We start from the raw sequence: 12,393 nt of genomic DNA, 5'->3' as shown, positions 1-12,393 counted from the left end.
GCATTTATTTTAGTATTAGATTCATTTGGTATCGGCGAAACCGCTGATGCACCACAATTTGGTGATGTTGGCGCTGACACTTTGGGCCACATCTCAGACCAATGTGCTAAAGGCGAAGCGAATAACGCGGATCGCCAGGGCCCATTGACGCTGCCAAACTTATCGAAACTGGGGCTTGCCATGGCGCATAAAGAGTCAACGGGGCGTTTTGCTCCGGGGCTTGATGCCAACGCTGATATTATCGGTGCGTACGGCCACGCCGCTGAGCTTTCATCAGGTAAAGATACTCCTTCGGGTCACTGGGAAATTGCTGGTGTTCCTGTGCTGTTTGAATGGGGTTATTTCAGCGATAAGCAAAATAGTTTCCCGAAAGAGCTGACAGATCGCATTATTGAACGCGCAGGTTTGGATGGTTTTCTTGGTAACTGCCATGCATCAGGCACTCAGGTTTTAGATGATTTGGGTGAAGAGCACATGAAAACGGGTAAACCGATTTTCTATACCTCAGCTGACTCAGTGTTCCAAATAGCTTGTCACGAAGAGACGTTTGGTCTTGATCGTTTGTTAGAACTTTGCCAGATCGCACGTGAAGAATTGGCGGATTACAACATTGGCCGCGTGATTGCGCGCCCGTTCATTGGCCCGAAAGCGGGAGAATTTGCTCGTACTGGCAACCGTCGTGATTTATCCGTTGAGCCGCCAGCGGCGACCGTGCTGCAAAAGTTGGTTGATGAGAAGCAAGGTAACGTGGTTTCTATTGGTAAAATTGCCGATATTTACGCCTACTGCGGCATCACTCATAAAGTTAAAGCGACAGGCATCCCAGCTTTATTTGATGCAACACTAGAACAAATCAAACAAGCGAAAGATAACACTATCGTCTTCACTAACTTCGTTGATTTTGATTCTGCTTATGGTCATCGCCGTGATGTAGCGGGCTACGCTGCGGCACTGGAGTACTTTGACAAGCGTCTGCCACAAGTGCTTGAGTTAATGGAAGAGGACGATGTGCTTATTCTTACGGCGGATCATGGTTGCGATCCAACTTGGCCGGGCACGGATCATACGCGTGAGCACATTCCAGTGTTAGTTTATGGTCACAAAGTGGCACCCGGTTCGTTGGGCCGTCGCGAGACGTTTGCTGATATTGGCCAGTCACTGGCGCACTATTTCGGTACGTCTGCGATGGATTACGGCACCAATTTCTTACAGTAAGCGTAGCGATTCATTTTTTGAGGATGAATAGAGAGATCACTCTCTATTCTTTGGTCAATTTAGATAAAGGATACTTTTAATGGCAACTCCACATATTAATGCTGAAATGGGCGCATTTGCAGACGTCGTTTTAATGCCGGGTGACCCGCTTCGTGCCAAATACATCGCAGAAACTTTCCTGGATGATGTGGTACAAGTGTGTGATGTGCGTAACATGTTTGGTTATACCGGCACGTACAAAGGTCGTAAAATTTCGGTAATGGGCCATGGCATGGGGATCCCTTCATGCTCAATTTACGTGACGGAACTTATCAAAGATTTTGGCGTAAAAAAAGTGATCCGTGTCGGAAGCTGTGGTGCGGTCAGCGACGATATCAAAGTGCGTGATGTTGTTATTGGTATGGGGGCTTGTACCGATTCCAAAGTTAACCGCATCCGTTTTAAAGACCATGATTTTGCTGCGATTGCCGATTACAAAATGGTTAAAGCCGCAGAAGAGGCGGCTACGGCGCGTGGTATTAACGTGAAAGTGGGTAACTTGTTCTCTGCAGAGCTTTTCTACACGCCAGATCCAGAGATGTTCGATGTTATGGATAAATACGGCATTGTTGGTGTAGAAATGGAAGCGGCAGGAATCTACGGCGTAGCGGCGGAATATGGCGCAAAAGCACTGACGATTTGCACTGTCTCTGATCACATCAAAACTGGCGAGCAAACGACGTCAGAAGAGCGTCAAAACACTTTCAATGAAATGATTGAAATTGCGTTAGATTCAGTATTGATTGGCGACGCTCAATAATATTCTTTTATAAAAAACCTCAGTGTCGCAACTGAGGTTTTTTTTATTTACAAAGCCTGCTAAGTCATATCATCCACATTCTGTAGCAGCAGGTTCTCTCCACCACTCTTTGGCTTTCGGCGCAGCAGTAGCAGTGTGAGCAATACACCGCTGACAAAGCTGGTTAGCAGCATGAGATACATGTAGCGATCACTTTTACGATAGTGGTGATCTGAAATTGCGGTGACGCGGCCAGTTTCAAAAGTAATGCGGATAAAACCAATGATACTGCTTTCATGATAGACAGGCTCAACCAGTTGCTGACGGCCAATGCTGGCCGTGCGCAGTGGTGTATCCAATCCTAATACTTCGCGTACGCTTAACGCGTTATCGCTGGCGGCTAATTTGACCCCTTCGGAATCATAAATGGTGGCATCAAACACCAGTTTGTCTTGAGCTAACTGGTTGGTCAGGGCTAGTAGGCGCTCTTGATCTTGCTCTGATATCATGCTGCCCGCAGATAATGATGCCTGTGAAATCAAAACCTTAGTTAATGTTTCTAGTTGGTTGGCCTGAATTCGTTCGTTACCTTTACTGATCACAACGCTGTTTTTTACGGTAAAGAAGAACATGCCTGCTAATAAAATGACGGTAAGCACACGAATTGCGACGCGAAATGAAAATAAAGAGCCGTCCATAACCCACCTGATTGGATAAATAAAAACTTTACTCATATTGAGACTTGCGTTTTTAAATTGCAATAGGGTAACGTCAGGGGCATACACCCATTTATTGATACTCGAGCATTGAATCGAGTTGATCCCTTTTTGCTTGTGGTGCGTTTAAGCAGGCTGAAGGAAAAGGATTGATTAAGGAATGATAAACATGGATGCCCTCAAAACATTGCCGATCAAAAGGCACACAACGCTGCTCAACCGCTTGCCTGAAACTCGTTTCTCTTCACAATTTGACAAAGCAAAAGCAAGTTGGATTGTTTTTGCACCTTATCTCTCCACTCAACACTTTGATGATATTGACTTTTTTACCGGTTACTACAACGCTGTCCTCGATATGTGGAAAGTGGGGCATTATGAAGTGGCGCTGATGTCAGGTGAGCTGACGACAGAGCACGAGAAAATTTTACAAGGGCTCGAAATTGATTATGCCCGTTTGTGTGAAGTACCAGACCTTTCTAAACCGGGTTTGATTGTGATGGATATGGACTCCACGGCGATTCAAATTGAATGCATTGATGAGATAGCTAAGTTAGCGGGTGTCGGAGAGGAGGTAGCCGAAGTCACTGAGCGAGCGATGCAAGGTGAATTGGATTTTGAGCAAAGCTTGCGTCAGCGGGTTGGAAAGCTTGCTGGTGCCGATGAGTCGATTCTTGAAGCGGTTCGCTCTACATTACCCATGATGCCCGATTTACGTGAACTGTTGGCGACACTGCATGCATTGGGGTGGAAAACGGCGATTGCATCCGGTGGCTTTACCTATTTTTCAGATTATTTAAAAAGCGAACTGCAACTTGATCATGCGCAATCCAATACGTTGGAAATTGTTGATGGCAAGCTTACTGGTCAAGTGCTAGGTGATGTTGTTTCGGCACAAACCAAAGCCGATATTTTGGTTGAGTTAGCACAACGTTATGAGATTGAATTGCACAATACTGTCGCGGTTGGCGATGGGGCGAATGATTTAGTTATGATGGCTGCTGCGGGGTTAGGAGTTGCTTATCATGCTAAACCTAAAGTTGAAGAAAAAGCACAAGCGGCGGTCCGTTTTGCAGGCCTTGGTGGCGTGCTCTGTATTCTCTCTGCCTCATTGGTGAAGCAGCAAAAACTCAGTTGGAAAGTGAAACCTTAAGTAAAGCTCAACCGCAAGAGATAAGAGAGTGATCGATGCCCACTCTCTCTTCTACAAAAGTCAGTTGCTTTTACAAAGTTAGCTCTAAGCGAATCAATACTTCTTCTGTAATATCGATCACCTCTCCATAACCAATGATTGAGGTGATCTCTTTTTCTAGCGTACGAGCGTGATGAAGACTAATTTGTGCCAACTCATTGAGATCACTGCGCAGCAGCGTAGTGATTGGGTCAAAGACGGGTGCACTGCAAATCCTCAAGATGTAAATTTCACCCATGTGCTGCGCTTTTTGAATGAAATCAATACGCTCTTTAGTGTTTTCAAAATCACTTAATAATTTCGATTGGATTGATTGAATACGCGTGCCAAATTTGATTGCCGCAATATAAACGTCGTGATATTGCGGTATCGCTCCTTCAATGCGCCGCATCGGTTTAGCCAGTAGAGTATTGGTGTGACCTTTGAATATTGGCTCTAACGTGATGCGATTTTCTTGGCCTAATTTAGCCAGTAACACAAGATGAGGCGGCAAGGGATAATTCACGCCAATCACTTTAGGGCGTAAATTTGCACCGTGTTTATCAACGAAAATTGGCGAACTTATCATCTTATCAAGCAAAATGTTGTGCAACCCTTCCAGCAAGTTATGACTTGGTAGCACTTCTTCTTTCTGTAACAACTTATCTTGATTGTTTTCAATAATGCTATTGAAAAAAGCGATTGTTTTGATGGTATGTATATTTTCTTCTATCACCAATTGTAGACGCCGACCTTCGGGCCCAATACGAATGACATTATAGGGAAGGCTATGCAGTGGCAGCTTTTTGTCGTAAAGCTGTAATTCGTGGTAATTGATGGTGACGTTATCGCCTGCTTTCACGGGTAGTGGTGTATCCACAATAATACTTAAACCACGTTTGGATAAATCAACCGTATGGCCAGTCGCATTTACCCCAGATCCTGAAGTGATGGTCAGCGGTGTCTTGAATTGGTAACGAGGCTCTTTTCTACGCGAGCGAGCATCAAAATAAATGCCTGTAGGTTGGCCAATGATCTGCCTTGGATGACGAAATTTATTGAGTTCGCTATTGGGTAAATTGGGTTTGTCAGTCAATAGGTAATCTTTTGCCGAATCCTCATCGCCAATTTCTTGTAAAACGCCACAGTGCGTTAAGTGGCTTGAGCGATCTGACAATTCATGGGCATGAACCGCAAGTTCTTGACGCTCTTCATCCGAGAGTTCAAAGACAAATAAGCGAAACGCTTTCCAACTTTGTCTACGAGCGCCAACATGCCAAAACATTTTTCTTTGTTCACGGTTAGCCTCGGGCATCATCATTGAAAAAAAGAGCGTTTTTTCCTGATGTTCATGCTTGAAAGCATAAAGCACATTATTGCTACCCCGCATCCCCGGCTTGGTTAACTGTTCCATCCGCTCTTTATTGAATAACGAACCGAGTGCTTGTTGATTACGCTCGTCGTGCCAGTATTGCCAGATCGGTTGGTTATTTTCAGTCAGCAGCACCAACTTCAATTCACTGCCACTAAAAAACACTGGTAAGTTACAGGTGTGTTTTAAATAGGTGTGCTCGTAACCACGGGTTCGAGCTCGGATGAGTTTATCTTGGTTATCGTGGCGCGCTTTTTGAGTGTTATTTTGCAGCGATTCAGTAATCACTTTTTCGATGATGTTAGTGTCGGAAAGTTTTAGCGTACGCAGAAATTTCACGGCATCGTTATCGTAAGACTCATCAATACCTAAAATACGATATTCAATGGCGTGGTGCAGTCCAACCACTTCTGACGTTTTGTTGAGTTCGGAAAAATAGACTTTGATCACCTCACCGAGCTTGTAGTTAAAAGCGGCGGGAACTTTAAATTTTGCACCCGAAACGGATAGATCAACACTGAGGCCATTGACCAGCTGTTTACTAGGTAGGTGAATCTCAACTTGTGAGGTGACTTTTAAGCGATTTTCTTGACGCTTGAGATCATAACCAAGCTTAATTGGCTCAGCCTCAAAAAACGTACTGCCACCACCGTCTTTTTGTGGGTTTTGGGCACCACGTTGTTGCATCACACGGAAGTTGTTTGGTGTATTGTTTAATGCTTCCCATACACCTTCCGTGTACGCACCAAATTTTTTGACCCCTTTGTGATAGGCGTTAAAGGCCACATCGTCGAACCAATGTTTGCGGCCATCTAATTCATATTCTCGGCATTCCCCTTGTACCCGACCTCGCAAGTCAATACTTTTAACACAAGGAGCCATAATGCGATTGAGCTCCATTTTGACCAGTAATTTTGCCGACGGTGATTCATCTTCTGTCATTTGTGAAAGAAGGTATTCAAAATCAGGTAAACGGTAAGCTGGGATCAAACGCTCTGCGATTGATAGAATTTCAGATTGCTGCATACTTTTCTGTTAGAGTGTCCGTCTCAAAGATTAATCGGCATCGTTATCATAATCTTTAGTTATCTGTTGCGAAGGTTCAACCTTTATTTAAACGTAAATCAACTTATATCACTTCATGATTACTTAACAGTTTAATCTTTAAGCTTGAAAAGTATAGGTTACCAACAAGAAACAGGAATTGTTGAGGAAGCATGGCAAAAGCAAAACGCGCCTATGTATGTAATGATTGCGGCGCAGATTTTCCGCGTTGGCAAGGTCAATGTAGTGCTTGTGGTGCATGGAATACTATCACCGAAGTACGCTTGGCAGCATCGCCGCAGGTTGCACGTAATGAGCGACTAGGTGGTTACGCTGGGGCGGTAACGGAATCACAAGTCCAAGTACTGTCGGATATTAATCTGCAGGAAGTCCCACGGTTTTCTAGCGGCTTTAAAGAGTTGGACCGTGTATTGGGTGGTGGTGTCGTACCCGGCGCGGCGATTTTAATCGGTGGTAACCCTGGCGCTGGGAAATCGACTTTATTGCTGCAAACCATGTGTCAGCTCGCGGCGTCAATGCCTGCTTTGTATGTCACGGGTGAAGAATCGCTTCAGCAAGTCGCGATGCGAGCCTCACGTCTTGGTTTACCTAAAGATAAGCTTAAAATGCTGTCGGAAACCAATGTAGATCGCATTTGCCAAATCGCTGAAAAAGAGCAGCCTCGCATCATGGTCATAGACTCAATTCAAGTGATGCATGTGGCCGACGTCCAATCCTCTCCCGGTACGGTGGCACAAGTGCGCGAGTCTGCGACAACGCTCACACGCTACGCTAAGCAAAACAACGTTGCCGTATTTTTAGTCGGACACGTTACTAAAGACGGTTCTTTGGCTGGCCCAAAAGTGCTAGAGCATATTATTGACTGCTCGGTATTGCTCGACGGAGGGACTGATAGTCGTTTTCGTACATTACGCAGTCACAAGAACCGATTTGGTGCGGTCAATGAACTCGGCGTTTTTGCCATGACGGGACAGGGCTTGCGTGAAGTGAGTAATCCTTCTGCCATTTTCCTTTCGCGAGGTGAAGAAGATACTTCGGGTAGTTCGGTGATGGTTGTATGGGAAGGAACGCGTCCACTGCTAGTGGAGATCCAAGCACTGGTTGACTATTCACAATTAGCGAACCCAAGGCGAGTCGCCGTTGGGCTTGAGCAAAATCGCTTATCTTTATTGTTGGCAGTGCTTCACAAGCACGGTGGCTTACAAATGTCCGATCAAGATGTGTTTGTTAATGTGGTTGGTGGCGTTAAAGTGACGGAAACAAGCGCCGACTTAGCACTTCTCATGGCACTGCTTTCAAGCTTCAGAGATAAACCACTTGCTAAAGATGTTGTCGTGTTTGGCGAAGTCGGTTTGGCCGGAGAAATTCGCCCAGTACCTAGTGGTCAAGAGCGATTAAATGAAGCATTTAAACATGGTTTTAAGAAAGCAATTATTCCGATGGCGAATATGCCTAAAGGTGGAATACCGGGCATGCAATTGCACGGTGTGAAGAAATTATCTGAAGCAATTGAAGCATTTGATGAGTTATAAATCTTAATTAAACTCGCCTCTTTTACGGTTATGACCTATATTTCACCGACAGTTCGTAACCGTACTATATTTTTTTTCAAGCAAGCGTATGCAAGGGTATCAGTCTTGACAGATTGTGATATACTCTGCGCGCACTTTATACCTTATTAACAGAGTAAGACAATGGCAGATTTATCAAAATACAGAAACATTGGTATTTTCGCGCACGTTGATGCCGGTAAAACCACTACCACTGAGCGTATTCTTAAGCTTACTGGTAAAATCCACCGTACAGGTGAAGTACACGATGGCGCTTCTACCATGGATTTCATGGATCAAGAAGCTGAACGCGGTATCACAATTCAATCAGCAGCGACGACTTGTTTCTGGAAAGATCACCGTTTTAACGTTATCGATACTCCTGGGCACGTTGACTTCACAGTTGAAGTTTACCGTTCTCTGAAAGTTCTTGATGGCGGTGTTGGTGTATTCTGTGGTTCTGGCGGTGTTGAACCTCAGTCAGAAACTAACTGGCGTTACGCGAACGATTCAGAAGTAGCTCGTCTGATCTTCGTAAACAAACTAGACCGTATGGGTGCAGACTTCTTCCGCGTTGTAGGACAAGTGAAGAAAGTTCTTGGCGCAAACCCACTTGTTATGACTCTTCCAATTGGTCGTGAAGACGAATTCGTTGGCGTTGTTGACGTATTAAACCGTCAAGCTTACGTTTGGGATGATTCAGGTCAGCCAGAAAACTACGAAATCAAAGAAATTCCAGCAGACATGGTAGAGCAAGTTGAAGAATACCGTGAAATGCTAATTGAAACTGCAGTAGAGCAAGACGACGAGCTAATGATGGCTTATATGGAAGGCGAAGAGCCAACTATTGAGCAACTAAAAGCTTGTATCCGTAAGGGTACTCGTGAATTAGCGTTCTTCCCTACATTCTGTGGTTCAGCATTCAAAAACAAAGGCATGCAACTTCTACTAGATGCCGTTGTTGATTATCTTCCAGCTCCAGCTGAAGTTGTACCTCAAGATCTGACTGATCCTGAAACAGGTGAGCCTACTGGTAAAGTTGCAACAGTTTCTGTTGACGAACCATTCCGTGCACTTGCGTTCAAGATCATGGATGACCGTTTTGGTGCCCTAACGTTTATCCGTATTTATTCTGGTAAACTGAAGAAAGGTGACACCATTCTTAACAGTGCTACTGGTAAGACTGAGCGTATTGGCCGTATGGTTGAGATGCACGCGAACGATCGTAACGAACTTGATTCCGCTCAAGCGGGTGATATCATCGCTATCGTTGGTATGAAAAACGTGAAAACTGGTCACACTCTATGTGATCCTAAACACGAATGTACTCTTGAGCCAATGATTTTCCCAACGCCTGTAATCTCTATCGCTGTTGCTCCTAAAGACAAAGGCGGTTCTGAGAAGCTAGGTATTGCGCTAGGTAAAATGGTTTCAGAAGATCCATCATTCCAAGTTGAGTCTGATGAAGAAACTGGCGAAACCATCCTAAAAGGTATGGGTGAACTTCACCTAGATATCAAAGTTGATATCCTTAAGCGTACACACGGCATTGATCTTATCGTTGGTGCTCCTCAAGTTGCTTACCGTGAAACTATCACTAAAGCAATTGAAGACAGCTATACGCATAAGAAACAGTCTGGTGGTTCTGGTCAGTTCGGTAAGATCGACTACCGTATCAAACCAGGTGAGCCAAATTCAGGTTTCACGTTCAAATCAGTAGTTGTTGGTGGTAACGTACCTAAAGAATTCTGGCCTGCGGTAGAGAAAGGCTTTAAGTCTATGATGGACCAAGGTGTTCTTGCTGGGTTCCCTGTACTAGACGTTGAAGTTGAACTGTTCGACGGTGGCTTCCACGCAGTTGACTCATCTGCAATCGCATTTGAAATCGCAGCGAAAGGTGCATTCCGTCAATCTATGCCTAAAGCTGGCGCTCAACTTCTAGAGCCAATTATGCACGTTGACGTGTTTACTCCAGAAGATCACGTTGGTGATGTTATCGGTGACCTTAACCGTCGTCGTGGCATGATTAAAGATCAAGAAGCTGGCGTAACAGGTGTACGTATTAAAGCGAACGTTCCTCTATCTGAAATGTTTGGTTATATCGGTCACCTACGTACAATGACATCTGGTCGTGGTCAGTTCTCTATGGAGTTCTCACACTACGCTGCATGTCCTGCAAACGTTGCAGAGCAAGTTATTGCTGACGTTAAAGCACGTAAAGAAGCAGATAAGAAGTAATTCTTAAAAGCTAAGCTGAACGTAAAAAGCCCCACCAGTGAAAGCTGGTGGGGCTTTTTTATGTAACAACGAAATAGAAAAGGGCATAAAAACCGATAAAAGCAGAACCGATAAAAGCAGAAACTGCCGGGCGAAGGTAGTTTATGCTACTCAATTCATATCGTTTAGTTAGCCCTTAAGGTTGATATAGATTTCTTCAACTTTAATACGTGCCCATTCAGTTTTACGTAAAAACTTCAAGCTTGATTTAATACTCGGATCCTTTTTAAAGCAGTTAATATTGACCATGTAGCTGAGCTCTTCCCAGCCATAGTATTCAACGAGAGCCGTGAGTAGTTTTTCTAAAGTGACCCCATGCAGCGGGTTATTATCTTGTGTCATGATTCAATTATTCAATAGCGTTATTTAAGCTAAGTATAGCAGGCACAGGAGTTAAATTAGGACAAAATATTAGGCAATATAGGAGGTTGTTAGTGTGAAAACTTGGTGTATTGGCAGGTTAGAGGCTAAGTCCAACCTGCTCAATTAGAATGGATTACTCTTCCCAAACAACCAGTTGTCCTTTTGGCCAATTGTGCCCCATTTCATGATATTTCTGTTCTAATACATGCCGCTTGATTTTTAAGGTAGGAGTGAGGACACCATTTTCGATTGACCATGGCTCCTTTATCATTAGCACGCCTTTGATTTGCTCATGCGATTCCAATTCCTCATTCATCCGCTTAATGACTTTTTGAGTAGTACGCTCATAACGAACGCGATCAAAATGAGGGAAATTATGTGGAACAACTAGCAAAATAGGGGCGGGAAGCCCTAAGCCAATCAGACACATCATCTCGACTCGAGTGTATTCGAACAGTTTATTTTCGATAGGTACGGGAGCCACAAACTTGCCTTTGGCTGTTTTAAAGGTGTCCTTTTTGCGCCCTTGAATGGTGAGATAACCTTCAGCATCAATAAAACCGATATCGCCAGTATGTAGCCATCCTTCTTTATCAAATGACTCTTGAGTTGCAATGTCATTTTTATAATAGCCAGAAAATAGTCCTTGGCCACGCACCATAATCTCATGATCATTATTAGCGATTTTAAGTTCGATTCCTGGGCCTGCTCGTCCAACCGACCCCAATTTGTCGGCTCTAAACGGGTAGTTCAGGGTGCTATAAGCAAAAGATTCTGTCATGCCCCAAGCTTCGGTAATGTTCAGCCCAATTTGGTGATACCACTCTAATAACGCCGGTGATACGGGAGCCGAGCCACAACCAAGCACACGTGCTTGATCAAGCCCTAAGCCATCAGCAAGTTTCTTCTTAATCAGCGTGCTTACAAAAGGGATCTTTAGCAGAAAATTGAGCTTTTTCTGCGGTAATTTGTCTTGAATGCGTTGCTGAAATAGAGTCCATAACCTTGGTACTGAGATAAAGAGCGTCGGGCGCTGCATTTTGACATCTTCAATAAAGGTGTCTAATGATTCAGGGAAGGCCGTTTGTACCCCACCCATGATGGAAGAGCCAAAAATATAAACACGTTCAGTAATATGAGCCAAAGGGAGGTAGGAAAATAAACGGTCGTTTTCTTGAATGCCAATGTGGTTTATAAGCTGTTGAGCTGACCAGCTAAATGCACCGTAGGTCAGCATAGCCCCTTTCGGCAAGCCCGACGTACCCGATGTATAGACTAAAGACATCAACTTATTGTCATGATGTACAGGGCGTTCTGTGCTTGGCGGATAGTGCTCAATCAATTTTGTAAACAGGTGATCGCAAGTGGGAGCAGAATCATAGGGTAGCGCAATACTGATGATATCTGGCAAATGGCTCAATACTTGTTGGGTAGCTTGGCCGTTATCGAGTTTACCCACAATGACTATTTTTGTTTCGCTATGGGTGAGGCAGTATTCGATGGTATCGGCGCCAGCCGTTGGAAAAATGGGAACACTGACAAAGTCGCCGAGCATCATTGCGAGATCACACACAAACCATTCAGCGCAGTTTTTGGAAATGAGTGCAATTTTATCTTGGGGTTTTGCCCCTAGCGCTTGTAGCGCCGAGGCGAGCCTGAGTGCTTTATTGGCGACTTCAGCATAGGTGTATTCAACAAATTTTCGGTTAATAATTTGTCTTAAATAAACTTGGTTGGGGCGTTCCGCTGCCCATTTCAAGATCATTTCATTCGGTGGTGGGAGAGCACAAGTTGCTTTGCTTAACTCGTTAGGCTGAATCATTCTCTAACTCCATGTTATTGGCAAAAATATTATTATTCTTATGTTAATGTTTTGTTAACTTTAGCAT

General features: G+C 44.3%; 9 protein-coding genes. 5 read left to right on the top strand and 4 right to left on the bottom strand.

Going from position 1 to position 12,393, the window contains the following annotated elements:
• On the top strand, positions 1-1,215 hold a 1,215-nt coding region (deoB, locus tag B9J84_RS03300), incomplete at its 5' end, for a phosphopentomutase (RefSeq protein WP_094123520.1).
• 79 nt (positions 1,216-1,294) lie between these two features.
• Positions 1,295-2,014, top strand: coding sequence for a purine-nucleoside phosphorylase (deoD, locus tag B9J84_RS03295; protein WP_013856127.1), 720 nt, complete (start codon positions 1,295-1,297; stop codon positions 2,012-2,014).
• A 59-nt stretch (positions 2,015-2,073) separates the two neighbouring features.
• Here deoD and B9J84_RS03290 read toward each other — a convergent pair whose 3' ends face one another.
• Entirely contained in the window at positions 2,074-2,691 is a 618-nt protein-coding gene (locus B9J84_RS03290) for a YtjB family periplasmic protein (RefSeq protein ID WP_026027378.1), read from the bottom strand.
• Positions 2,692-2,878: 187 nt separating this feature from the next.
• On the opposite strand from B9J84_RS03290, the gene serB reads away from it, so the two are divergent.
• Positions 2,879-3,859, top strand: coding sequence for a phosphoserine phosphatase (gene serB, locus B9J84_RS03285; protein WP_029189892.1), 981 nt, complete (start codon positions 2,879-2,881; stop codon positions 3,857-3,859).
• Between the two features lie 70 nt (positions 3,860-3,929).
• On the opposite strand, the gene B9J84_RS03280 is transcribed toward serB, so the two are convergent.
• Entirely contained in the window at positions 3,930-6,275 is a 2,346-nt protein-coding gene (locus B9J84_RS03280; RefSeq protein WP_013856130.1) for a PilZ domain-containing protein, read from the bottom strand.
• A gap of 191 nt (positions 6,276-6,466) precedes the next feature.
• Between B9J84_RS03280 and radA the strand changes: the two genes are divergently transcribed.
• Both radA and fusA read left to right on the top strand, forming a co-directional pair.
• Complete coding sequence (gene radA, locus B9J84_RS03275; protein ID WP_013856131.1) at positions 6,467-7,846, top strand: DNA repair protein RadA; 1,380 nt, start codon at positions 6,467-6,469, stop codon at positions 7,844-7,846.
• Between the two features lie 162 nt (positions 7,847-8,008).
• Positions 8,009-10,102: an elongation factor G gene (gene fusA, locus B9J84_RS03270; protein WP_017043055.1), complete on the top strand. Its 2,094-nt coding sequence runs from the start codon at positions 8,009-8,011 to the stop codon at positions 10,100-10,102.
• Between the two features lie 168 nt (positions 10,103-10,270).
• Here fusA and B9J84_RS03265 read toward each other — a convergent pair whose 3' ends face one another.
• Together B9J84_RS03265 and B9J84_RS03260 are read right to left on the bottom strand one after the other, a co-directional pair.
• The gene (locus B9J84_RS03265) at positions 10,271-10,483 is read right to left on the bottom strand and encodes a VF530 family DNA-binding protein (protein WP_094123519.1); all 213 of its coding nucleotides are present in this window, start codon (positions 10,481-10,483) and stop codon (positions 10,271-10,273) included.
• A 154-nt stretch (positions 10,484-10,637) separates the two neighbouring features.
• A complete protein-coding gene (locus tag B9J84_RS03260) occupies positions 10,638-12,326 on the bottom strand; it encodes an AMP-binding protein (protein WP_094123518.1) in 1,689 nt (562 codons plus the stop codon).
• Between the last annotated feature and the right edge of the window lie 67 nt (positions 12,327-12,393).

Origin of the sequence: Vibrio sp. V03_P4A6T147 (assembly GCF_002241085.1) — a bacterium.
Lineage (GTDB): Bacteria > Pseudomonadota > Gammaproteobacteria > Enterobacterales > Vibrionaceae > Vibrio > Vibrio anguillarum.
This window is presented reverse-complemented; position numbering and strand designations above follow the sequence as displayed.

What these genes read in the sequence shown, in the direction of transcription:
- deoD (WP_013856127.1), top strand. Translation starts at nt 1,295, where the DNA reads ATGGCAACTCCACATATTAATGCTGAAATGGGCGCATTTGCAGACGTC.
- B9J84_RS03290 (WP_026027378.1), bottom strand. Translation starts at nt 2,691, where the DNA reads ATGGACGGCTCTTTATTTTCATTTCGCGTCGCAATTCGTGTGCTTACC.
- serB (WP_029189892.1), top strand. Translation starts at nt 2,879, where the DNA reads ATGGATGCCCTCAAAACATTGCCGATCAAAAGGCACACAACGCTGCTC.
- B9J84_RS03280 (WP_013856130.1), bottom strand. Translation starts at nt 6,275, where the DNA reads ATGCAGCAATCTGAAATTCTATCAATCGCAGAGCGTTTGATCCCAGCT.
- radA (WP_013856131.1), top strand. Translation starts at nt 6,467, where the DNA reads ATGGCAAAAGCAAAACGCGCCTATGTATGTAATGATTGCGGCGCAGAT.
- fusA (WP_017043055.1), top strand. Translation starts at nt 8,009, where the DNA reads ATGGCAGATTTATCAAAATACAGAAACATTGGTATTTTCGCGCACGTT.
- B9J84_RS03265 (WP_094123519.1), bottom strand. Translation starts at nt 10,483, where the DNA reads ATGACACAAGATAATAACCCGCTGCATGGGGTCACTTTAGAAAAACTA.
- B9J84_RS03260 (WP_094123518.1), bottom strand. Translation starts at nt 12,326, where the DNA reads ATGATTCAGCCTAACGAGTTAAGCAAAGCAACTTGTGCTCTCCCACCA.